This window comes from Leifsonia sp. NPDC058194, from assembly GCF_042883605.1.
Taxonomy (GTDB): domain Bacteria; phylum Actinomycetota; class Actinomycetes; order Actinomycetales; family Microbacteriaceae; genus Leifsonia.
Genome location: NZ_JBHVVL010000004.1, coordinates 231,247 through 254,538, shown reverse-complemented (window position 1 = coordinate 254,538; position 23,292 = coordinate 231,247). Strand labels below are relative to the sequence as shown.

Sequence of the window (23,292 nt, the reverse complement as noted above, 5' to 3'; positions counted from 1 at the left end):
CCAACCCTATCGGAGCGTTTCTATGCGTTGGCTGGTTCGCGCAGGCGGGCGAGAGCGAGCTCGTCGGCCGCCTCGAGCGTGGTGATCCCGCGCTCGTCGGCGACGGCGAAGACCTCGGCGACGATGTCGCCGATCCGCTCCACTCGCTGGGCGGTCGCCTCTGCGGACGGGTGCTCCCCGTTCATCATGGCGAGGAAGATCACCCCGCCGGCGTTGACGACGAAGTCGGGCGCCCAGAGGATGCCGCGGCTCGCGAGCCTCCCCGCACCCGACCGGCTCGCCAGCTGGTTGTTCGCCGGTCCGACGACGGCCTTCACCCGCAGCTCGTCGATGACGGCGTCGGTGAGCACCCCGCCGACGCCGGCGGGCACGAACAGGTCGCCCTCGACACGGTGCGCCTCCGCGGGCTCCACCCACGTCGCGCCGAGCGCGTCGGCGAGCGCGCGCTTCGCCGGGTTCACGTCCGTGACGGTGAGCACGGCGCCCTCGCTCGCCAGCCGCATCGCCAGGAGCGATCCGACGTGGCCCAGGCCGAGCACCGTGATGCGGCGTCCGGCGACCGACCGCGTCCCGACAGCACGCTCGAGGGTCGCCAGCAGACCGGCATAGACCCCGGCGGCGGTCGCGTCACTCGGCTCGCCCACGCCGCCGTCGGCCGACGGGAGCCCGCAGACGTGCGCCGTGCGCGTGGCCACGACCGCCATGTCCTCGGCGCTGGTTCCGACGTCCTCCGCCGTCATGTAGCTGCCGCCCAGGCTCTCGATCGCGTCGCCGAGGTCGAGCATGGCCTGGTACCGGAGCGTCGGGGTCAGCTCGACGTCGCGCGGCACGTAGACGACGGTCTTGCCACCGCCGCGGTTCAGTCCCGCGGCTGCGTTCTTGAGCGTCATCCCCTCGGCGAGGCGCAGGGAGTCCGCGACGGCGTCGAGCCAGGAGTCGTACGTCCACACCCGGCACCCGCCGAGGGCGGGGCCGAGCACGGTGGAGTGGACCGCGATGCTGATCGTGAGACCGCTCCGCCTCCCCTTCACCACGTGCAGTGTTTCGTGCGGCAGGTCGGTTCCGGTGGTTTCGACCAGGGCGGCGGGCAGGACGGACATCGATGTCTCCTCGTGGGATCGCGGTGGAATCTGTGCGGTCTTGTGGACCGCCAACCATTCTCCCGTGACCCCACGAGGGGCGCAACGTCAGTGGAAGAAGTGACGCTCTCCGGTGAAGTACATCGTGACGCCGGCCGCCGTCGCCGCCGCGATCACGTCCTCGTCGCGGATCGAACCGCCCGGCTGCACGATCGCCCGCACGCCGGCGGCGATCAGGATCTCGGGGCCGTCGGCGAACGGGAAGAACGCGTCGGACGCGGCAACCGATCCGGAGGCGCGCTCCCCTGCACGGCTCACGGCCAGGTGGCACGAGTCGACCCGGTTCACCTGACCCATGCCGACGCCGACCGAGGCGCCGTCGTTCGCGAGCAGGATGGCGTTGGACTTGACGGCACGGCAGGCCTTCCAGGCGAACTCGAGGTCCGCGCGGGTGGCCGCATCGGCCTCCTCGCCCGAGACGAGCGTCCAGCCGGCCGAGTCGAACGCGTCGAAGCGGTCCGCATCCTGCACCAGCACGCCGCCCGAGATCTGGCGGAACTCGGTGGTCGCACGGGTGTAGGCCTCGGGCAGCTGGAGGATGCGGAGGTTCTTCTTCGTCTGCAGCAGTTCCAGCGCCGCCGGCTCGTAGCCCGGGGCGATGAGCACCTCGGTGAAGATGCCCTTGACGGTCTCGGCCATCGCGAGGGTCACGGTGCGGTTGGCCGCGATCACGCCGCCGTACGCCGAGACCGGGTCGCACTCGTGCGCCTTGCGGTGTGCGTCGGCGATGTCGCCGGCGACGGCGATGCCGCACGGGTTGGCGTGCTTGATGATCGCGACGGCGGGCTCGGCGAAGTCGTAGGCGCTGCGGAGTGCAGCGTCGGCGTCGACGTAGTTGTTGTACGACATCTCCTTGCCGCCGAGCTGGGTGGCCTGCGCGATTCCGCGGCCGGTGGGGTCGGTGTAGATCGCCGCGGCCTGGTGGGAGTTCTCGCCGTACCGCAGGGTGTGCGCCAGCTCGGCGCGCACCTCGAAGCGCTCCGCGAAGTCGTCCGTGCTCGGCGCCTCGCCGGCGAACCAGGCGGCGACCGCGCCGTCGTACGACGCCGTGTGCGCGAACGCCTGCGCCGCGAGCGCCCGGCGCTGCTCGAACGACGTCCCTCCGGCGGCGATCGCGTCGGCGATGCCCGCGTAGTCCGCGGGCGACACGACGATCGCGACGTTGGCGTGGTTCTTGGCGGACGCGCGGACCATCGCGGGTCCGCCGATGTCGATCTGCTCGACCACGTCGTTGGCGACGGCGCCCGAGGCGACCGTCTCCACGAACGGGTAGAGGTTGACGACGACGAGCTCGAAGGGCTCGATGCCGAGATCCTTCAGCTGCTCCTCGTGCGACGCGAGACGCAGATCGGCGAGCAGGCCGGAGTGGATGGCCGGGTGCAGGGTCTTCACGCGGCCGTCGAGCGACTCGGGGAAGCCGGTGACGCTCGCGACATCGGTGACGGTGTGCCCGGCATCCCGGATCGTCTGGGCGGTGGATCCCGTCGAGACGATCTCCACGCCCGCGTCGGCGAGCGTCTTCGCGAGGTCGAGGAGCCCGGTCTTGTCGCTGACCGAGATCAGCGCGCGACGGATGGGGACGACGTCCCGTTCGCGGTAGAGGCTGGCGTCGTGGCGGGGTCCGCTCATGCTCGGGAAAGCTCCTTGAGATCGATGTGTCCGTTGGCGATGTCGAGGACGGCGTCGATGAGAAGCCGTCGCTCCACGGGTTTGATGCGTTCGTGCAGGGCGGCCTCGGTGTCGCCCGGCAGGATCGGCACGCGCTCCTGGCTGATGATGGGCCCGGCATCCACACCGTCGTCGACGACGATGAGGCTCGCCCCGGTCTGCGTCGCACCGGCGGCGAGGGCGTCGCGGACGCCGTGCGCGCCGGGGAACTCCGGCAGGTAGGCGGGGTGGGTGTTGATGAGGTTCGGCGAGAATGCCTCCACCACACGCGGCGGCACGAGGCGCATGAAGCCCGACAGGATCACCAGGTCGGGCTCCCACTGCCGGATCTGGGCGAGCAGTTCGTCGCCCCAGTCCTCGCGGTCGTCGAACGACGAGAACGGCACCGTGAACGACGGGATGCCGAACTCCTCGGCGTGGGCGAGCCCGTCCGCGTCGCGGTCGGCCCCGACGGCGACGACCCGGGCGGGGAACTCCGCGTCCTGGGACGCGTCGAGCAGTGCGCGGAGGTTCGATCCTCCACCGGAGATCAGCACGACAATCGAGAGCACGCGACCAGCCTACCGGCGCTCGGATGAGCAGTCAGACCAGCCGCAGCCTCCACTTGGCGGGAGCGATCGTGTAGATCTGGCGGAACACGGCCGTCCCGACGAGCACGCCGAGCGCGATCGACACGATCGAGCCGAGCAGGTTCGGGACGCTGCTGGCGTCGAAGTCGACGCCGCTGGCGCTCTGCGTGAGACGGATGAGCCCGGTGGCGCCCGGCACGAGCAGCCAGAAGGCGGGCAGGAAGCAGACGACGGCCGGAGGGGCGCCGGGCACCGACTGCACGAGGTAGGCGACCACCGTGAGGGCGAACGCACCGAAGAAGCCGCTGAACACGTTGCCCATCAGGAGGGCGCCGACCAGCTGCGCGCCGTAGGCGACCAGCAGCACCAGGGTCAGGAAGTACACCGAGCGCCGCGGGCCGCAGTAGTAGAGGAAGATCCCGACCGAGAACAGCAGCACCCCGATCCACGGCTGGAAAGCCCCGAGCGGAGGCTGCGTGCTCAGCAGCGCTGCGGAGGCGGGGACGCCCGTGATGGTGAGCGCCGCCAGTATCCCGATGGCCAGGAAGCCGAGCTGCGCGATCCCGGACACGAGTCGGCTGGAGCCGGCCACCATGTCTCCGGCGGCCAGCTCCTGGATGCCCGTCGTCAGCAGGGCACCCGGCAGCAGGGTGACCAGCGGCGGGATGAGCACCTGCAGCGGTTCGCCGACGACGACGGTGTTGCCCAGGGCGAAGACCAGGAGCGCGAGGGCGAATGCTGTCGCGACCGGGAGCAGGATCGCGGCATAGGTGCCCGGCCGGACGAGCAGCTTCGCCGCGCCGACCAGCATCCCGAGCACGAGTGCGTAGAGCATGCTCGTCGTCTCGGCGCCGAGCAGCACGAGAGCGACCCCGGCCGCGGCGACGCCGTGCCCTGCCACCCGCACGAGCCGGTTGAAGCGGGGCTTCGTCGCGATGACCTCCTTCACCGCCGCGATGCCGTCCGCTGCGGTGATCTTGCCCTCCAGCGCGAGATCCACGATGCCGTAGATGCGCGCGGCGCGGTCGAACCGCACCTCTCCTCCGGTGGGCATCGCCACCTCGAACCGGGTCTGCGACTCCCCCGGCATGCCGACGAAGATCAGGGTCGGGAAGACGATGAGGCTGGCCTTCGGCGATCCGAGGGCGACGGCGACACGGGTGAGGGTGTGCTGGATGTCGGTCGACGCCGTTCCGATGGCGAGCAGTGCACTGCCGAGCAGCACCAGGAACTCCTGGAGCTGGGCGGACGGCGTCTCGACGAGCTGGTGCGCGTCGATCGACCGTCGGCGGAGGGTGACCTTCGGCAGGTGCAAGCGCGTCAGCCACGAGCTCATCTGCGCGCCCGCCCTCCCGTCAGGAGCCCGATGGCCGCTGACACCGCGACCTCCGCCGCCGCGACCGCGCCGACCAGCCACGGGTTCGGTCCCACGTCGTGCAACCGGCCGGGGCCGAGTGCTCCGGAGGACCACCAGGCCAGGAGTCCGAGCTCGATGCCCGCAACGATACCGATCCCGACCGCCGTCAGGAAGAGCGGAAGCACTCCCTCGGGAAGCCGCAACCGGACGCGGGAGCGCAGCAGCACCGCGGCGAGGAACCCGGCGAGGAGAGGGACCACCACGCCCACCAGACCGAACGCGAAGCCGCCCGGCGGGATGACGCCGAACAGCGGCAGCGCCGGCAGCGGACCGAGCTCGGTGCCGATCGGGGTCACGGACGATCCGGTGCCGATGGCGAAGCCGGGGCCGACGAGCCAGGAGGCCATCCAGATGACGAGGTTGGGCAGGAAGGCCAGCTGGCCCAGCGTGAGCGCGACGCCTCCCAGCGCGCCCGCCTGGAGCTGCTCGTACATCGTGATGATCGTGCCGTAGTTGCCGAAGATGAGGAGCGCGAGGATCAGCGCCGCGCCGCCGATGACGACCGCGGTCGCCGCCGATCCTGCCCTGGCCGCGGCCAGAGCTCCGGAGCGCACCGCGTCGGGCACGGACCGGAAGCGGTCGCGTACGGCCGCCACCACCGCGGGAACCGCCGCAGGAAGGGGTGCGCCCGCGTCGTCGCCGGATGCCGGCCGGGCCGAACGCAGCGCCGCGAAACCGAAGCCGACGGCGATCCCGACGGCGTAGACGAAGGGCGGGAGCAGGATCCCCTGCCACACCGACGGCCGCACCGGGGCGCTTCCGGCGGTCAGCGTCACGATGATCGCGATCGCGGCGAAGGCCGCGAGAGCGCTCAGCGCTCCCGTCAGTCGGTAGGGGGTCTCGGCGGCCCGCGATCCCGTGCGCACACCGAGTCCGGCGGTCAGCACGGCGAAGCCGAGGAGCGCGATGGTCACCTGGAACGGTGCGGCCGCTCCCGGCAGCCCGAGGGTCGCGACCGTCTGCGGATCGAGCGTCACGGTGAGGTTGGTGCCATGCCCGACCAGCCAGATGTCCGCCGCGGCACGCCAGACGACCAGCCAATCGGCGCCGAGCTGATACTGCGCAGCCCAGAGGATGGTCAGAGGGACGACGGCGATCCCGAGCCCGATCGCGGCCACGATGACCGCCTCCAGCGCGGCGAGCAGGGCGACGGTTGTGCGATTCATGACCGGATGGAGCCTACCGGGCGCGCGTCGCCGCCCCGTCGCGACACTTCGGCGGTCAGGAGACGGTCATCACCGGCGTGTCCTCGTCCGCGTTCTCGGGCACCGTGATGACCGGGCGCTGCACGAGCTCCAGCACCGCGATCACGAGAGCGGCGACCACGAGCGTCCAGACGATCAGCGGGGTGGTGAGTGGACGCACGAAGAGCACCAGCGCCGCGGCGATCACGGCAACGAGGGCGCGGAGCAGCACGCGCTGGGCATAGATCCACTCGCCGGTCCGGCCCGTGCTGATTCCGTGCCGTTCCGCCGACTCCCGGATCCAGGTGACGCCGGCGCCGAAGAACCCGCGCAGCTTGCGCGGCACCGCGAACGGTCCGGCGTACCACCCGACGACGGCCACGACGATCGCCAGGACGAGGACGGCGACCCCCGTGTTCTGCATCGCCGTCGTCAGCGTGGCGTAGAGGGTGTTCGCGACCCCGGCGGGCAGCAGCGACGGCGACACGGATCCGACGAAGACCAGGCGCCCGATCCCGATCCCCGCGACGACGACCACCATCGACAGGGCGAGGGCGACCGACGCCCACACGAGGGCGAGCGACCGGCGTCGCGCCACGACCACGCCGAGGACGAGGAAGGCCAGCGCGATCCACTGCAGCCACGCGCCCGCGGCGACGGCGACCCCGTAGAACAGCTGGATCGTCGGGATCGAGGAGTTCTGCGCGATCGTGATCGTCCGGTCGATCGTCGGGATCTGCGAGGCGAACGTGAGCCCCTGATCCACGAGCAGCTGCTTGACCCGCTCGATGATGGGGGCGAGCTGGATGCCGACGGACCCGTCTGCGCCGATCGCGACCGCGGCCTTCGGATCGTTCTGCATCGTCGCGACGAGCTGGGTGTGCGTGGCACGCAATGCCTCCTGCCACACCTGGGCGAAGGCGTCGGACGAGACGAAGTTGCCCACCGTCGTGTGGATGAGCGAGACGATGCCCTGGGCGAGCGGCCCCTTCAGCGCTTCGAGCGCCTTCGTCGCCACCGGCCCGGTTCCGAGCTCCGTGATCCCGTCCACGACCTGCGAGGTGACCTCGGGGATGTCGACGTTCTCCTGGATGATCGTGACGGCCTGGTCCGTGACGTACGCCTGGACGGACGGATTGCTCGCCAAAGGGGCGTAGGTGTCGACGAAGCTCTGCGTGTCCGTCAGCTGCACCTTCGCCCAGGAGGCGACCACGGCGACAGGAGCGAGGATCGCACCGATCACGATGAGGACCGTCGCGAGGAGGGTCCATGCCCAGCTGCGCGTGTGCTTACGCGCCGGAGCCGGCACCGGCGCGTTCGAGTCCGAGGCCCCCGTCGCAGCGTCGCCGAGCCCGTCGCGGAGCGCGGCGTTCTCGGCCTCGAGCGCGGCGATGCGCTCCAGCAGCTCGGCGTTGGTCGATCGCGGCATGAGGTCCCCTTGTGCGCTCAGGTACAGCTCGAATGCTGCTCACTGTAGCGTCGGGGCGCGCCCGGCGTCAGAGGCCGTTTCGCTCCGAGACGGCAGGAGGCCGGATCCCGTCGGGATCCGGCCTCCTGCGTCGTGCGTCGTCGCTTACAGCGCGGCGTAGACCTCGCGCAGCAGTGCCGCGGTCTCGGACGGCGTCTTGCCGACCTTGACGCCGGCGGCCTCGAGGGCCTCCTTCTTGGCCTGCGCGGTGCCGGCCGAGCCCGAGACGATCGCGCCGGCGTGGCCCATCGTCTTGCCCTCGGGCGCGGTGAAGCCCGCCACGTAGCCGACGACCGGCTTGGTGACGTTGGCCTTGATGAAGTCGGCTGCGCGCTCCTCGGCGTCGCCGCCGATCTCGCCGATCATGACGATCGCCTTGGTCTCCGGGTCGGCCTCGAACGCGGCGAGCGCGTCGATGTGGGTCGTACCGATGATCGGGTCGCCGCCGATGCCGATGGCGGTGGAGAAGCCCAGATCGCGGAGCTCGTACATCATCTGGTAGGTGAGCGTGCCCGACTTGGAGACGAGACCGATCGGGCCCTTGCCTGTGATCGTCGCCGGGGTGATCCCGACGAGCGATTCGCCCGGGGTGATGATGCCGGGGCAGTTCGGGCCGATGATCCGGGTCGTGTTGCCCTTCTCCTTGGCGTAGGCCCAGGCCTCGGCCGCGTCCTGCACCGGGATGCCCTCGGTGATCACGACGAGCAGCGGGACCTCGGCGTCGATGGCCTCGACCATGGCGTCCTTCGCGAACGCCGGGGGCACGAAGATGATCGACACGTCGGCGCCGGTCTTCTCGATCGCCTCGACGACGGTGCCGAAGACCGGCAGCTCGACGTCGCCGTGCGTGACCGTGGTGCCCGCCTTGCGGGCGTTCACGCCGCCGACCACGTTGGTGCCCGCCTTCAGCATGAGCGCGGTGTGCTTGGTGCCCTCGCCGCCGGTGATGCCCTGGACGATGACCTTGGAGTCCTTGTTGAGGAAGATAGACATTCTGTATCGCGCCCTTACTTCGCAGCCAGCTCGGCGGCCTTGTCGGCGCCTTCGTCCATGGTGAGTGCGAGGGTGACCAGCGGGTGGTTCGCCTCGGCGAGGATGCGGCGGCCCTCCTCGACGTTGTTGCCGTCGAGACGGACGACCAGCGGCTTGTTGGCCTCGTCGCCCAGGATCTCGAGGGCTTTGACGATGCCGTTCGCGACGGCGTCGCAGGCGGTGATGCCGCCGAAGACGTTCACGAACACGCTCTTGACCTGCGGGTCGTTGAGGATGACGTCCAGGCCGGCGGCCATGACCTCGGCCGAGGCGCCGCCGCCGATGTCGAGGAAGTTGGCGGGCTTGACGCCCTTGTGGTTCTCACCGGCGTAGGCGACGACGTCGAGGGTCGACATGACCAGACCTGCGCCGTTGCCGATGATGCCGACCTCGCCGTCGAGCTTGACGTAGTTGAGGTCGGACGCCTTGGCCTTGGCCTCGAGCGGGTCGGCGGCGTCCTTGTCCTCGAGCGCCTCGTGCTCGGGGTGGCGGAACGCGGCGTTCTCGTCGAGGGTGACCTTGCCGTCGAGGGCGATGATGTCGCCCTCCTCGGTGAGGACCAGCGGGTTGACCTCGACGAGGGTCGCGTCCTCGCCGGTGTAGACCGCGTACAGCTTGACGAACACGTCGGCGACCTTCGCGACCAGCTCGTCCGGGAACCCGGCGGCCTTCGCGATCTCGGTGGCCTTCGCGGTGTCGAGCCCTGCACCCGGGTCGACCTCGATGCGCGCGAGCGCCTCGGGCTTCTCGACGGCGAGCTGCTCGATCTCCATGCCGCCCTCGACGCTCGTGAGCGACAGGTAGGAGCGGTTGGCCCGGTCGAGGAGCACGGAGAAGTAGAACTCGCGTGCGATGCGGGCGCCGCCGGCGACCATCACACGACGGACCACGTGGCCCTTGATGTCGAGGCCCAGGATCGCCTGAGCCGCTGCTTCGGCCTCGTCCGGGTTCTTGGCGACCTTGACGCCGCCGGCCTTGCCGCGGCCGCCGACCTTCACCTGAGCCTTCACGACGGTCACCCCGCCGAGCTTCTCCGAGGCCGCGCGCACCTCCTCCGGTGTGTCCGCGACGATGCCCGGAAGGACCGGGACCCCGTACTTCTCAAACAGGTCTCTGGCCTGGTACTCGTATAGATCCACGGTTATCCAATCCGCTGCTGGGCCGGGCTCGCTGTGGCGATTCCGGTTGTCATCTGCTGGGCGGTCGACGCGAGAGAATAGCTCGACGCCGAGATAAATTCGCCAGTGAAAACCTTAGCGCCTCCGACTGTGCGTCCCGTAAACGGGAGGCGTCGGGTTCTCCCCAACCGCTGACGGAGCTCCTCTTTCCACCGGTCCCGGAGAACGGCCTCGTCGACGCCGCGCCACGGCGAGGGTGGGGCCATGACACACCGGATCACGCATTTCATGACCGCGATGGCCTTGACCGGCCTCGCCGTCTTCATCGGCGTCCTTCAGGCGCTCGTCCCGGCCGCGAGCGCGCAGGCACTCAGCGGCATCGGGCACGGACCGGGCTACTTGTCCCAGGACGGCTGGTGGCTCGGCACGTACCGTCTCGACGACGGCGCCCAGGGTTTCTGCCTGCACGCGGGCAGGCCGAGCCCGACGGGCCACACGCTCGAGTACGCCGACGGCGACGCTCTGGGCTGGTTCTCGGCGGACCAGGCGGCCCGCCTCGCGTACATCTCGCGCACCTGGGCCGGCACCGACGATCGTCTGACGGCGGCCGCCGGCCAGATCGCCACGTGGATGGTCGCCGGACTGGGCGGCCGCACTCCCGAGAGCTATGCGGCCCGCGCCGGCAGCGACGCCGGCGCCGTCCTGGCGCTGGCCCACTCGATGGCCGACGAGTCCGCGCGCCTGGCGTCGACCGCCGTTCGGGCGGAAGCCGTCGTCGAGCTCGCCACCACGGGGCCGGGGCGGGTGCGCGTCGAGGTGACGGCCGAACGCCTGACGGGGAGCGAGCTGCTGCCGGCGGCCGCCCACTCCGCCACCGTCGCCCTCGACGGCGCCAGCTTCTCGGACGGCACCACGACCGCGACGATCGAGACGGGCCGCGACGTCCCGATCATCCCGAGCGGCGAGGAGTCCAGCGTCGCCGTGCTGGCGACGGCGACGTTGGACGGCCTCCCGTACGGCACCGGTCTGCGGATCGCCGTCCCGCACGGGGACGCGCAATCGCTGCTCATGGCCGTCCCCGCGAGCACGACGGCCAGCGCGGGGGCCAGTACCTCCGGGCCGTCGCCGTTGCCGTTCCAGCCACGGGTCGAGACCGTCACCAGCGCTCCCGTCGTCACCGTCGGCGACCGGATCTCGGATCGCCTCCGGGTGTCGGTCGACGGCGGGGAGGGGCTGCTGCCCACCTGGGGCGTCCACGCGTCCGACGAGGGGTTCCTCCCTGTCGAGGCGGTAGTGGAGAGCAGCCTGCTCGGACCGTTCGCGGAGCCCATCGAGCCGGCCGAATCCGCGCCGGCGGATGCGCCCGTGGTGTGCACGGTCGAGACCGTCGTGACCGGGGTCGGTGAGTACGAGACCCCCTCGTGCGTCTTGTCCGAGCCCGGCTACTACGTGTGGATCGAGCAGATCGATCCCGAGCGCCTCAGCCCGGAACTCGGCGGGACGAGAATGCGGCCCTGGCACTCGAGCTTCGGTGTCGCCTCCGAGATCACCCGGGCGATGCCCGTGGTCGCTCCGGCATCCGCCGCCACGACCCTCGCCGCGACCGGTGCCGACTCCGGCGTCCTCCTCGGGTGGGGTGCTGCGGGTCTCGCCGCCGTGGGGTTCGGACTCGTCGCACTCCTGGGGCCGCGCCGGACGCGACGCCCGGCACCCCTGCATCGCGCCGGCCGCGAGCTTCCCGGCGCATGAGTGCCTCCCCCGCTCCCTCGCAGGCAGACCCGGCAGGATGTCGTCGTGGCGAAGAGAACACGGAGGGATCGCGTGGTGCGTCCGCCCGTCGACCTGCGGACGGTGGCGGCGGAGGCGCTTCCGCTGGTAGGGGGCGGACGCGCACTGCTCCTGCAGGTCGCCTTCCCGTCCGTCGGGCGTGGCGTCGTCGAGCACAGCGATTTCGCCGAGCGGGCGATGGACCGCCTGCACGCGACCATGACCTTCATGTGCGCGGCCGTGTTCGCGACACCGGAGGAGTTCGCGGTCGTCCGGCGTCGGGTGAATCGGGCGCACGCCCCGGTGCGAGCGGAGGCGACCGCGGCCGCACCCGCGTACAACGCCTACGACCCCGAGCTGCAGCTCTGGGTGGCGGCGACGCTGTACCGAACGATGACCGACCTCCACGAGACGGTCTTCGGCCCCCTCTCCCCCGCGGAGCAGGAGGGTGTGTACCAGGAGTACACCCGGCTGGGCGCGAATCTCCAGGTGCCCCCGTCGAGCTGGCCCGCGAGCAGGGAGGCCTTCGACGCGTACTGGGAGTCGATGCTGGAGCGGCTGAGGGTCGGCAACGCGACGCGAACACTCGCGAAGCAGATCCTCTACCCGAGGAACGTCCCGGGCTGGGTCCGCCTGCTGCTCCCGGATGCACGACTGGTCACGGCCGGGCTGCTGCCGACCGCGGTGCGCGAGCAGTACCGCCTGCCCTGGGGCGAGCGGCAGCAGCGGCAGTACGACCGGTGGATGCGACGCCTCGCGCGGTGGTACCCCCGAATGCCGCGCCGGCTCCGGCACGCGCCGCGCGACGCGTACCTGCGACGCGTCCGGCGCCTGGTGCGGGAGGAAGCAGGCGCGAACCGCTAAGCGGTGATGCCGCGCGCACGCTCGACACCCCGGGCGAGAAGCACGAGCACGATGCCGATCCCCGCGCCCAGCACGGTCTCGAGCACCCGATCCACCACCAGCACGCCGATCGGTGCGGGACTCGCGAGATGCGAGACCGCGAGCGCCATCGGAGTGATGAACACGAGCGCCGAACCGTAGTGGCGACCGACGAGCATCTCCGCGAAGAACTGGCAGACGACGATGACCAGGATGACGACGAGCGACAGCGGGGACCAGACCAGCACCGCAGCGGCGACGACCACCCCGGCGACCGTGCCGAAGATGCGGTGCAACGAGCGCGAGATGGAGTGCGCCGCCCGAGCGGGTGGGATGACAGCCACAAGGCTGACGACGGCCCAATACGCGTGACCGAGTCCGAAGAGCAGGGCGACGCCGCCGGCGAGCAGCACGCCGACGACGTTCTGCGCGACCGTGAGCCAGACGCGAGGATCGCCGATGGCGGTCCTGTCGACCATCGGACGCCTGCGCAGTTCCTTCAGCAACGGCGACGTCCGGTCACGCGCCAGGCGGCGCACCAACCAGCCGGACATCGTCAGCAGCCAGGAGAAGACGGCGACGAGCGCTGCGAGACCGATCCGGGGCCACGCGTCCGCCACGGTCGTCGGGACATTCGCGCAGACGAGGAGGGCGAACACGAAGAAGAGCGGCTGCGACGGCAGGAGCTGGAGGGAGGTGACGAACATCGTGCCGCCCGCCACGACGATCACGAGGGCGACGGCCACGAGCGCCAGCGGCTCGCCGAGCACGGCCAGCCACACGCCGAGAGCGATGCTCGCGAGCAGCGCGACGGCGGCGGCAGAGACGCTGCGGAGGCGCAGCCGATACGGCTCGTTGCGACCGTAGAGCGCGGTGAACGCGCCGAAGGTGGCATAGGCCGCCAGGTCCAGCCGTCCCACCCACCACAGGATCAGCAGCGGAAACGCGACGGCTGCCGCCGCCCGGAACCCGACCTCGACGCTCACCGAGGCGAGCCGCGAGGGCTTCACAGTTTGTCGATCGGCGCGATCTTGATGAGGAGCTTCTTCGCGCCCACCTTCTCGAACTGGACATGGGCGACCCGCTTGGCGCCCTCGCCGGTGACGGCCGTCACGCGTCCCTCACCGAAGTCGGCGTGGTTGATCCGGTCACCGGGTGCCAGCTCCAGGTCTCCGTTGTCGCGCACCTTGCCGGTCACGCGGTTGGGCCATTCCGCCTTCGGACGCTCCGGCGCCGAGAACCCGCCGGAACCGAAGCTCTCGTTCCAGCGTCCACCGCCCGAGCCCGAGCCCAGACCCGGCTTGCGCGCGTTGAGCGCACGGGACTGCGTGCCCCCGCGACCGTTCGCCGTGCCGGGCGACTGCCGCCAATCGACCAGATCGGCGGGGATCTCTTGCAGGTAACGACTCGGCATGGCCACAGCGGTCTCGCCGAACTGCGCCCTCGTCATCGCCAGCGAGAGGAAGAGGCGCTTCTTCGCACGGGTGATCCCGACGTAGAAGAGGCGACGCTCCTCGGCGGGGCCGCCCGGCTCATTGGCCGACATCCGGTGCGGCAGGAGGTCCTCCTCCACTCCGGTCAGGAAGACCGCGTCGTATTCGAGCCCCTTGGCCGTGTGCAGCGTCATGAGCGAGACGGAACCGCTCGAATCGTCGATCTCGTCCGCCGCCGCCACCAACGACACCTCGGTGAGAAAGTCGATCAGGGTTCCGTCCGGGTTGTTGCGCGCGAACTCGCGCGTCACCGCGACCAGCTCCTCCACGTTCTCCGCACGCGCCTCGTCCTGCGGGTCCCGGCTGTTGCGCAGCACCTCCAGCAGCCCGCTGCCGTCGAGCAGGAACGTGAGCACGTCCGCCACCGGCGAGACTCCGGCCGGGTTCTCGGGGTCGGTCTTCGCGGCCGCCTCGTCGAGCAGCGTGGAGAGCTGCAGGATGGCCGCGGTCACCTTCGGGCCGAGGCCGAGGGAGCCCGCGTCGCGCATGGCATCCCGGAACGTCATCCCGTTGTCCTCGGCGTAGCTCGCGAGCTGCGTCTCCGTCGCCGGGCCGATGCCGCGCTTGGGCGTGTTCAGAACGCGGCGCAGTGCGAGCGTGTCGTGCGGGTTGGCCGCGGTGACGAGGTACGCCATCGCGTCCTTGATCTCCGCACGCTCGTAGAACTTCGTGCCGCCCATCACCTTGTACGGCAGCGCCGACCGGATGAAGATCTCCTCCAGCGCCCGGGTCTGAGCGTTGGTCCGGTAGAAGACCGCGATGTCTTTGTAGTCCATGCCGGCGCCGTGGAGCTTCTCGATCTCGTCGGCGACGAACTGGGCCTCGTCGTGCCCGGAGTAGCCCGTGTAGCCGACGATCTTCTCGCCGTCGCCGACCGCGGTCCACAGGTTCTTGTCCTTGCGGTCGAAGTTGTTCGCGATGACGGCGTTGGCAGCGCTCAGGATGTTCTGCGTCGAGCGGTAGTTCTGTTCGAGCAGGATGACCTTCGCACCGGGGAAGTCGCGCTCGAACTCCACGATGTTGCGGATGTCCGCGCCACGGAACGCGTAGATGGACTGGTCGGAGTCGCCGACGACGGTCAGGGAGGCACCCGGGATGACGCCGACCGCGTCGCGCATGCGCTCGACGTGGTGACCCTGCGCCTCCAGCTCGTCGGCGATGTCCGGGGCGATCGGCATCGTCAGCTCGCGGATGAGCGAGTACTGCGCGTGGTTCGTGTCCTGGTACTCGTCGACCAGGAGGTGGCGGAAGCGCCGCTGGTACAGCGCGGCGACCTTCGGGAAGGCGCGGAACAGGAACACCGTCTCGGCGATCAGATCGTCGAAGTCGAAGGCGTTCGCCGTGCGGAGCGCGCGGGTGTACTGCCGGAAGATCTCGAGGAACATGACTTCCTGCGGGTCGCTCAGGTTGGCCGAGCGGGCGTACGCCTCGATGTCGGTCAGTTCGTTCTTGAGCTTGGAGATGCGTCCCGCCGCTCCCGCGACCGTGAAGCCCAGCGTGTCCGCGGACAGCTCCTTGATGATCCGCTTCAGCAGAGCACGCGAGTCGCCCGAGTCGTAGATCGTGAAGCTCTGCGTCTTGCCGATGGTCTCGGCCTCGCGGCGCAGGATGCGCACGCACGCGGAGTGGAAGGTCGAGATCCACATGCCCTGCGCACGACCGCCGAGCAGCCCCTCGACGCGCTCGCGCATCTCGTTCGCCGCCTTGTTGGTGAACGTGATCGCCAGGATCTGGCTCGGCCACGCCTCGCGGCTCTCGATCAGCCCCGCGATGCGGCGGGTGAGCACGCTCGTCTTGCCGGAGCCGGCCCCGGCAAGGATCAGGAGGGCGGGGCCGCGGTACTCCGCAGCCTCGCGCTGCTGCGGGTTCAGCCCCGCGAACAGGCGGTCGTCAGCTGTAGACGGGCCGCCGTTCGCGGTGCCGCCCGCGCCGCTGCGAGCGCCGCCGGAGCGGTCGTCTCCCTCCCAGCCGTCGAGGATGATCGGCACGGAGGAGGTGGTGCCGGCGTGGGCTTCGGGAAGGCTCGTCATGTCTTCATCGATTTTAGCCGCCGCCACCGTCATCCGCAGCGGCCGATGGCCCTCAGAGGCCGTCGCGGACCGCGACGGCCAGATCCGGATGATCGGCGAAGACCCCGTCGACCCCGGAATGGAGCAGGATCGAGAAGAGCCGGCGCCAGTCCCCCCACTCGTCCTCCCGACCGTCGCTGCGGAACTGCGGGGGGAGCATGGCGTTCTCCGGCCGAAGAGTCCACGTGTAGACGCCGAGGCCCGCCGAGTGCGCGAGGTCGACCAGGTCGGACGTCACCGCGCCGATGTCGATGCTCCCGTCGTCCTCGTCGAAGAGCGAGACGGAGACCGACCCGGACGAGAGGACGAGCCCGGTCTCCACGCTGATCCCGTCGACGCGGGCAGCATCGGACGCCGCTCCCGACCCGAGGGCGTAGAGACCCCGGAGTGTGAGATCGGTGTCGTAGCCCGCGGCCTCCGCCCCTGCGCTGGCGACGCGATCCGCGGGAGCGCCGACGTCTTCGAGCAGGTAGACCCGCTTGCCCGCGTAGCCGCGGTCGTGGAGCTGACGCAGCACGGTGGGCTCGAAGCTCTCCACGACGAGCCCTCGCCGATCGCTCCAGCCCGCCTCAGCGAGCTCGGCCACCAGGAGTTCGTCGAGCGGCAGGCCGGCAGCCGCCAGGTGCGTCGCGTGCTTGACCTCGGCGACGACCCCGAGCGGCCGGCCGGCATCGTCGGAGGCGCGATCGACCAGGTCGAGCAGGTCGCGGAACCGGAGGATCGGATACCGATCGTCGAAGGTGGCGCTCGCCTGCCGAAGCTGCGGCAGGCGCTCACGCGCGTGCAGGGTGGAGAGCTCGGCCCAGGTGAAGTCCTCGGTGAACCATCCTGTGAGAGCGGCACCGTCGACCTCCCGCGTCGTGCGGCGCCCGGCGAACTCGGCACGGTCGGCGACATCGGTGGTGCCCGAGATCTCGTTCTCGTGACGCACCACCAGGACGCCGTCCTTCGTGGCGACCAGATCCGGCTCGACCGCATCGGCGCCGAGGGCGAAAGCGAGCTCGTACGCCGCACGCGTGTGCTCCGGACGGTACCCGGGCGCTCCCCGATGTCCGATGACGAGTGGGGCGGGACGAGCACGCATGGAGCGATCCTAGCCCGCGGTCGGGGGCTGCCCGCGACCCCACTGCGGATGACAGAATCGTCGGGTGCCCGCTGCCGAGAGCGCTCCCCGAACCGCCGTCTGGCGCGAGCCCGCCTCCCTGCTCCCGCTGCGCTGGGGCTCGTACCGCCCCCGCGTGGTCGCCGGGCTCGCCATGCTGTTCGTCGGTACGGGCTGCATCCTCATCACGACCGCGTACAGCCTGCCCTTCCTCCTGCTCGGCTCGCTCCTGCAGCCCGCGGCCTGGGCCGTCCTCCCGTCGACGATCGGCCGTCGTGTCGCCGTGGCCGTCCCCGTGCTCGGCTTCACCTGGCTGATGCTCGGCGGCTCCGGGTTCGCCTGGTGCTACGCGGTGACCCTCACCGCCTGGCTCCTCGTCCGGATGCGCCCCCTGGTGAGCTTCGCCGCCCTGCTGCTGCCGATCGCGTCGAGCATCGTGATCCCGCTCTTCGTGACCACCTACGAGCAGGGTTGGATCACGGTGTTGGTCAGCACGGCGGCGGTCGTCGCCGGCGCCTGGGCCGCCCGAGGCATCGCCGTCGGATGGGATTCATGGCAATCTGTCAGAACTCTCAGAAAATCCACCGACTAGATTAGATGGACGGCGATCTTCGCCCCACTCCCCGATCAAGCGAGGAACCCCATGGCACTCACCAACCCGGCGTTCTCGACGAACCCGGCGTTCAAGGAAAACGGCCAGGCCCAGACGGCCGCGACCCTGAGCGCTGAGAACCTCGAGCAGATGTACGACGCGCCGTCAGCGACGTCGACCCACACCGACCGCATGACCGTCGAAGACACGATCAACAAGACGGCGATCTGCTTCGCGCTCCTCGTCGCCGGTGCCGTCGTGGGCTGGATCGTCCCGGCGCTCGCCCTTCCGGCCGGAATCATCGGTTTCGTGCTGGCACTCGTCAACATCTTCAAGAAGCAGCCGAGTCCGGCGCTGATCCTCAGCTACTCCGCCGTGCAGGGCGTCTTCGTCGGTGCCATCTCGATGGTGTTCGAGGCGAGCTGGCCCGGCATCGTTCTGCAGGCGGTCATCGGCACGCTGGCCGTCGTGGGCGTGACGCTCGCGCTCTTCGCATCCGGCAAGATCCGCGCCTCGAAGAAGGCCACCAAGATCTTCCTCATCGCGATGTTCGGCTACCTCGCGTACTCGATCGTCAACGTCATCCTGGTCTGGACCGGCGTCACGAGCAGCGGCTTCGGTCTCAGCAGCGACGTCAAGATCTTCGGCATCCCCCTCGGCGTCTTCATCGGCGTGCTGGTCGTCATCATGGGCGCCTACTCGCTGGTCCTCGACTTCGACTTCGTGCAGCGCGGCGTCAAGAACCGCGCCCCGCGGATCTTCGGCTGGTCCGGCGCGTTCGGCATCATGGTCACGGTCATCTGGCTGTACCTCGAGATCCTGCGCCTCCTCGCCATCAGCCGCGACTGACCCACACCCTCGCGACAACGAGAGAGCCCGGGATGCGACAGCATCCCGGGCTCTTCTCATGTCGCGGGGATCACTCCCACTCGATGGTTCCCGGCGGCTTCGACGTGACGTCGAGCACCACACGGTTGACACCGTCCACCTCGTTGGTGATGCGGTTGGAGATCTTGGAGAGCACGTCGTACGGCAGGCGCGTCCAGTCGGCGGTCATGGCGTCCTCGCTGGAGACGGGGCGCAGCACGATCGGGTGACCGTAGGTGCGGCCGTCGCCCTGCACGCCGACCGAGCGGACGTCGGCCAGCAGCACCACGGGGCACTGCCAGATCTCGGCGTCGAGGCCGGCCGCGGTGAGCTCGGCGCGGACGATCGCGTCGGCGTCGCGCAGCAGGTCGAGACGCTCCTGGGTGACCTCGCCGACGATGCGGATGCCGAGGCCCGGGCCGGGGAAGGGCTGGCGGCCGACGATGACCTCGGGCAGGCCCAGCTCGCGCCCGATGGCGCGCACCTCGTCCTTGAAGAGGGTGCGCAGCGGCTCGACGAGCTCGAACTGCAGGTCTTCCGGGAGGCCGCCGACGTTGTGGTGGCTCTTGATGTTCGCGGTGCCCGTGCCGCCGCCCGACTCCACCACATCAGGGTAGAGCGTGCCCTGCACGAGGAAGCGGATGGGGTCGCCTTCGCCCGCGGCCTCGGCGATCAGGTCGGCCTGCGCCTGCTCGAAGACGCGGATGAACTCGCGGCCGATGATCTTGCGCTTGGTCTCGGGGTCGCTGACGCCGGAGAGCGCGTCGAGGAACTGCTTCTGCGCGTTCACGGTGACGAGGCGGACTCCGGTCGAGGCGACGTAGTCGACCTCGACCTGCTTCGCTTCGTCCTTGCGCAGGAGGCCGTGGTCGACGAACACGCAGACGAGCTGGTCGCCGATGGCCTTGTGGACGAGTGCCGCGGCGACCGCGGAGTCGACGCCGCCGGAGAGCGCGCAGAGCACGCGGCCGGTGCCGACCTGGGCGCGGATCGCGGCCACCTGGTCGGCGATCACGTTGCCGCTGTTCCAATCGGCCGGGATGCCGGCGGCGCGGTGCAGGAAGTTCTCGATCACGGCTTGGCCGTGCTGGGAGTGCTTGACCTCGGGGTGCCACTGCACGCCGTACAGCTTGCGTTCTTCGTTCGCGAACGCCGCGACCGGGGTGTCGTCGGTCGAGGCGAGCACCTCGAAGCCCTCGGGGGCGCGGGCGACGGAGTCGCCGTGGCTCATCCACGCGGTCTGCTCGTCGGGCTGGCCCGAGAGCAGGCCGTTCGCCTGCTCCGCCGCGCCGTCGAAGACGCGCACCGCGGTGGAGCCGTACTCGCGGCGGCCGGTCTTCGCGACCTCGCCGCCGAGCGCCGTGGCCATCACCTGGAAGCCGTAGCAGATGCCGAGCACGGGGACGCCGAGCTCGAGGATCTCCTCGTCGAGGCGCGGGGCGCCCTCTTCGTAGACGCTCGACGGACCGCCCGAGAGGACGATGCCGGCAGGGCGCTTGGCCGCGATCTCGGCGGCCGTGACCGTGTGCGGCACGATCTCGGAGTAGACGTTCGCCTCGCGCACGCGGCGCGCGATCAGCTGCGCGTACTGCGCACCGAAGTCGACGACGAGGACGGGACCGGTCGGGTTCGCGGCGTCGGCCGCTCCGAGCAGATCGGTGAATGGTGCGTCGGTGCTAATTTGTCGCCTCCACGAGGTTCGCGGCCTCGGCCTCACGGCCGGCCAGATAGGTCTTGACCTGCTTGGTGATGCGGGTCTCCACGAAGAACGAGAGGAACGGCACGACGCCACCGAGGGCGATCATGACGAACTTCGTGAAGGACCAGCGCATCAGACTCCACAGGCGGAAGTCGGAGAAGAGATACACCACGTACAGCCAGCCGTGCGCGATGAGGATGCCGGTGCTGAGGTCGACGCCCGTCGGGGCGACCGCCGTCTTCACCGGGACGAAGGTGAGCACGCCGTAGTTGCTGAAGGCGAAGAGCTCGTAGCCGAGACCGTACTTGACGATCATCTCGGCGCACAGCAGCAGGAGCATGATGCCGGTGACGTACGCGAACACCTGGTAGAACCGAAGGGCCCCCCGGATCTTCGGGAAGTCTTCGAGCTTGGGAGCGAGGGGCATGGGGCTATTCTACTTTGCCCGTGACGGCTGCCGACCCGGCCGATGCGGAGGCTGCGGCCTCCTCCTCCGCGAGCTCGCGGAGCTCGTCCTCACGCTGCTTGGCGTCCTTCACCAGCCGGTACCAGAGGAAGATCGCGAACCCGGCGAAGATGATCCACTCGGCGGCGTAGAAGATGTTGAGCCAGTTGAGCTCCGTCTCCGCGATGGGCGGCGGCGAATAGATCGCGTCGAGGCCGTCCACCCCGCCGCGCTGCACGACGTACGCGGAGTAGACGTCCATCCCGTCGACGCCGGTCCAGAGGTTGTAGAGGGCGCCGATGCCGACGGTGCGCATCTGCGTGGGGTCGCTCTTGTCCTGCGGGACCTCGGGCTGCTCGTCCGGGAGGATGCGGCCCACGATGCCGGCGGCGCTCTCGGGCTCGGCCGAGAGGCGTGCGACGGCCGACTTCGCCGTGGCCTCGTCGGGCGCCCAGCCGCGGGCGACCGCCATCGCGACCTCGGTGCCGTCCGGCTCCTCGAGGTTCACGTGGCCGATGACCCACCAGCCGGTCTTGCCCTCGTTCAGCCGGCCGTCGAGGATCTGGTAGTCGCCGGGGACGAAGGTGCCCGTGAACTCGACGAGCTGTCCGACGGCCTTGTCTGTGATGGGGCCGCCGGGCTTCGCGATGTCGGCGAGCGGGAGGACCGTCTCGCTCGGCGCCTCGACGGCCTTGCCCGATTCGAGGGCGCGCTCGAGCTGCCACTGGCCGAGCGCGGCGAAGCCTGCGGCGAGTGCGAGGGCGAAGACGAGCGCACCGATCCAGCGGGGTCGGAGCATCATCCGGAACAGCGTGGTCTCGCCCGTCGTCGACGGGCGGCCGGGGGTCGTGTCTATGGGTCAGTCCCGCTTTCGGTCGCCGCTCGTGTCTTCTTGTCCCATGGCCTGCTGCTGCATGGCCTGCTCGACGATCCGGTCGACAGCGGCGCGGGTGTGTCCCGCGCTCGTGTCGTCGCGTCGCGTGTCGGAGTCGAGGTCGGCGGTGGCCGCCTCCACGAGCGCGATCTCCTCGTCGAGCATGGGATCGCGCTTCTTCTTCCGGTCGCGTCGCTTCGACTTCTTCCCGGTCCGTAGGATCATCGCACCGATCCGCTCGGAGTTCGCTGCGAGGATGGGGCCGAGCACGGCCATGATGAGCACGTAGAGGCCGGCGAACGGCTGGATGCGCGCATCGAGGCCCGCGCTGAGCGACAGGGTCGCGAGGATGAGCGCGAACTCGCCGCGGTTCTGCAGGATCACGGTGGTGTTGATGCCGGCCTGCGCGCCCATCCCGTTGATGCGGGCGACGAACTGGCCCGCGAGCACGTTCAGCACGATCGTCATCGCGACCGCGATCAGCACGGGCCCGAGCACCGAGGGGAACTTCGCCGGGTCCAGCTCGAGGCCGAAGTTGAGGAAGAAGAACGCCGCGAACACGTCCCGGAGCGGGATGGCGATGTGCTCGATCTTGTTGCGGTACTTCGTCGCGCCGAGCACCAGGCCGATGAGGAATGCGCCGATCGCGTCGGTCACGCCGAGGATCTCGCCCACACCGGCGAACAGGACCGCGAGCCCGAAGAACAGGATGGTGAAGAGCTCGTCGTCTTTGGTCCGGAACAGTCGCGAGACGTATTTGCCGCCCCATCGGGCGAGCGTGAACATCACCACGAGGAAGGTGAAGGCGATCGCGAGCTTGGCGACCACCGGCCAGAAGTCCGTCTCGCCGCTCAGCACCACCGAGACGATCGCGAGGTAGATCGCGATGAAGATGTCTTCGACGACCGTCACGCCGAGGATCATCGGCGTCTCGGTGTTCGGCAGTCGCCGCAGCTCGATGAGCAGCTTGGTGACGATCGCCGACGAGGAGGTGGCGGTGATCCCCGCGATGATCAGGGCTTCGCGGGTGCCCCAGCCGACCCAGAAGCCGAACGCGAGCCCGACTCCCATGTTGATGAGGATGTACGAACCGCCGGAGATGATCAGCTTGCCGAAGTTGCCGAAGAACTCGTCCTGGTCGAACTCGAGTCCCAGGTTGAACAGCAGGAGGATGAGCCCGAATACGGCGATCAGCTCGATGTAGTGGCTCTCGAAGTCGAGCGGGAACCATCCGGTGTGCGGGCTGGCCAGCAGCCCGACGATCATGTAGATGGGGATCGCGGGGAGACCCACCAGCTTGCCGAGGCGACCCAGCACGTACGCGACGAGCAGGAGGAGGCCGAGAACGATGAGGTCTTCGCCGAGATGCATCGGATCAGCCTCCCGGCGGAGCGTCGGCGGTCACGCGGACGGGCATCTCGCCGGTGCGGAAGAACGCGAACGCCTTCGCCACCTTCTCGGGAGTCCCCGCCACGACGAGGGTGTCGCCCGGGAAGACCTTGAAGTCGGGGGCGGGTGCCGGGTTGGCGGAGTCCCCGCGCACGACGGCGACGACGGTGAGACCGACGAAGCCGCGGTCGCCGGGCGCGCCGAGCTGCTGGCCGGCGATGTGGTCCTCGTAGTCGACCGTGAACCAGTCGATGCTGAGGCCCGGGATCTGGTCGAGTGCGGTGAGCGACTCGGTGATCTGCGTGCCGCCGAGCAGCTCCGCGAGCGTGTGCGCTTCGTCCTCGTTGAGGCGGAGGGACACCTTGGTGACGTCCGCGCCGTCCTCGTCGTCCGAGAACGTGATGAGGTCGCTGTGCCCCGAGCGGTGAGCGATGACGCCGACTTTGCCGCCGTCGTCGGTCACGAAGGTGTGGAGCACCCCGACCCCGGGCAACTTGACCCGTCGAACGTCTACCATC

At 69.9% G+C, this 23,292-nt stretch carries 20 protein-coding genes; 4 read left to right on the top strand and 16 right to left on the bottom strand.

Features of this window, described 5'->3' with window-relative positions:
* Positions 1-20: 20 nt before the first annotated feature.
* The 8 genes from ACFVU2_RS16130 to sucC form a co-directional block, all read right to left on the bottom strand.
* On the bottom strand, positions 21-1,100 hold the full coding sequence (locus ACFVU2_RS16130; protein WP_387876289.1) for a Glu/Leu/Phe/Val dehydrogenase dimerization domain-containing protein: 1,080 nt from the start codon (positions 1,098-1,100) through the stop codon (positions 21-23).
* Positions 1,101-1,187: 87 nt separating this feature from the next.
* Entirely contained in the window at positions 1,188-2,768 is a 1,581-nt protein-coding gene (gene purH, locus ACFVU2_RS16125) for a bifunctional phosphoribosylaminoimidazolecarboxamide formyltransferase/IMP cyclohydrolase (RefSeq protein ID WP_387876286.1), read from the bottom strand.
* Complete coding sequence (purN, locus tag ACFVU2_RS16120; protein WP_387876284.1) at positions 2,765-3,358, bottom strand: phosphoribosylglycinamide formyltransferase; 594 nt, start codon at positions 3,356-3,358, stop codon at positions 2,765-2,767. Before purN ends, purH begins: the two co-directional genes overlap by 4 nt.
* A 31-nt stretch (positions 3,359-3,389) precedes the next feature.
* Entirely contained in the window at positions 3,390-4,712 is a 1,323-nt protein-coding gene (locus ACFVU2_RS16115; RefSeq protein ID WP_387876282.1) for a threonine/serine exporter ThrE family protein, read from the bottom strand.
* Positions 4,709-5,959: a DUF6350 family protein gene (locus tag ACFVU2_RS16110; RefSeq protein ID WP_387876279.1), complete on the bottom strand. Its 1,251-nt coding sequence runs from the start codon at positions 5,957-5,959 to the stop codon at positions 4,709-4,711. Before ACFVU2_RS16110 ends, ACFVU2_RS16115 begins: the two co-directional genes overlap by 4 nt.
* A gap of 55 nt (positions 5,960-6,014) precedes the next feature.
* A complete protein-coding gene (locus ACFVU2_RS16105) occupies positions 6,015-7,406 on the bottom strand; it encodes a hypothetical protein (protein WP_387876276.1) in 1,392 nt (463 codons plus the stop codon).
* A gap of 144 nt (positions 7,407-7,550) precedes the next feature.
* Positions 7,551-8,438, bottom strand: a complete 888-nt coding sequence (gene sucD, locus ACFVU2_RS16100; RefSeq protein ID WP_387876273.1) for a succinate--CoA ligase subunit alpha — start codon at positions 8,436-8,438, stop codon at positions 7,551-7,553.
* Between the two features lie 14 nt (positions 8,439-8,452).
* Positions 8,453-9,616: an ADP-forming succinate--CoA ligase subunit beta gene (gene sucC / locus ACFVU2_RS16095; protein WP_387876272.1), complete on the bottom strand. Its 1,164-nt coding sequence runs from the start codon at positions 9,614-9,616 to the stop codon at positions 8,453-8,455.
* 243 nt (positions 9,617-9,859) lie between these two features.
* On the opposite strand from sucC, the gene ACFVU2_RS16090 reads away from it, so the two are divergent.
* A complete protein-coding gene (locus tag ACFVU2_RS16090; RefSeq protein ID WP_387876269.1) occupies positions 9,860-11,344 on the top strand; it encodes a hypothetical protein in 1,485 nt (494 codons plus the stop codon).
* Between the two features lie 45 nt (positions 11,345-11,389).
* Positions 11,390-12,226, top strand: coding sequence for an oxygenase MpaB family protein (locus tag ACFVU2_RS16085; RefSeq protein WP_387876266.1), 837 nt, complete (start codon positions 11,390-11,392; stop codon positions 12,224-12,226).
* Here ACFVU2_RS16085 and ACFVU2_RS16080 read toward each other — a convergent pair.
* The 3 genes from ACFVU2_RS16080 to ACFVU2_RS16070 are packed head-to-tail and all read right to left on the bottom strand — an operon-like array spanning position 12,223 to position 16,890.
* Positions 12,223-13,254, bottom strand: coding sequence for an FUSC family protein (locus ACFVU2_RS16080; protein ID WP_387876263.1), 1,032 nt, complete (start codon positions 13,252-13,254; stop codon positions 12,223-12,225). The genes ACFVU2_RS16085 and ACFVU2_RS16080 overlap by 4 nt on opposite strands.
* Positions 13,251-15,767, bottom strand: coding sequence for an ATP-dependent helicase (locus ACFVU2_RS16075; RefSeq protein WP_387876261.1), 2,517 nt, complete (start codon positions 15,765-15,767; stop codon positions 13,251-13,253). Before ACFVU2_RS16075 ends, ACFVU2_RS16080 begins: the two co-directional genes overlap by 4 nt.
* Before the next feature lie 52 nt (positions 15,768-15,819).
* Positions 15,820-16,890: a glycerophosphodiester phosphodiesterase family protein gene (locus ACFVU2_RS16070; RefSeq protein ID WP_387876258.1), complete on the bottom strand. Its 1,071-nt coding sequence runs from the start codon at positions 16,888-16,890 to the stop codon at positions 15,820-15,822.
* 64 nt (positions 16,891-16,954) lie between these two features.
* On the opposite strand from ACFVU2_RS16070, the gene ACFVU2_RS16065 reads away from it, so the two are divergent.
* Together ACFVU2_RS16065 and ACFVU2_RS16060 are read left to right on the top strand one after the other, a co-directional pair.
* The gene (locus tag ACFVU2_RS16065; RefSeq protein WP_387876255.1) at positions 16,955-17,500 is read left to right on the top strand and encodes a hypothetical protein; all 546 of its coding nucleotides are present in this window, start codon (positions 16,955-16,957) and stop codon (positions 17,498-17,500) included.
* A gap of 51 nt (positions 17,501-17,551) precedes the next feature.
* A complete protein-coding gene (locus ACFVU2_RS16060; protein WP_387876253.1) occupies positions 17,552-18,349 on the top strand; it encodes a Bax inhibitor-1/YccA family protein in 798 nt (265 codons plus the stop codon).
* Between the two features lie 70 nt (positions 18,350-18,419).
* On the opposite strand, the gene guaA is transcribed toward ACFVU2_RS16060, so the two are convergent.
* The 5 genes from guaA to ACFVU2_RS16035 are packed head-to-tail and all read right to left on the bottom strand — an operon-like array spanning position 18,420 to position 23,291.
* Complete coding sequence (guaA, locus tag ACFVU2_RS16055; RefSeq protein WP_387876836.1) at positions 18,420-20,021, bottom strand: glutamine-hydrolyzing GMP synthase; 1,602 nt, start codon at positions 20,019-20,021, stop codon at positions 18,420-18,422.
* 22 nt (positions 20,022-20,043) lie between these two features.
* Positions 20,044-20,493, bottom strand: coding sequence for a DUF3817 domain-containing protein (locus ACFVU2_RS16050; RefSeq protein WP_387876251.1), 450 nt, complete (start codon positions 20,491-20,493; stop codon positions 20,044-20,046).
* A gap of 4 nt (positions 20,494-20,497) precedes the next feature.
* Positions 20,498-21,313 carry an SURF1 family cytochrome oxidase biogenesis protein gene (locus ACFVU2_RS16045; protein ID WP_387876248.1) on the bottom strand — a complete coding sequence of 272 codons (816 nt, stop codon included), beginning with the start codon at positions 21,311-21,313 and terminating at the stop codon, positions 20,498-20,500.
* Positions 21,314-21,370: 57 nt separating this feature from the next.
* On the bottom strand, positions 21,371-22,756 hold the full coding sequence (locus ACFVU2_RS16040; protein WP_387876245.1) for a cation:proton antiporter: 1,386 nt from the start codon (positions 22,754-22,756) through the stop codon (positions 21,371-21,373).
* A gap of 4 nt (positions 22,757-22,760) precedes the next feature.
* A complete protein-coding gene (locus tag ACFVU2_RS16035; RefSeq protein WP_025156655.1) occupies positions 22,761-23,291 on the bottom strand; it encodes a cation:proton antiporter regulatory subunit in 531 nt (176 codons plus the stop codon).
* Position 23,292: the final 1 nt, after the last annotated feature.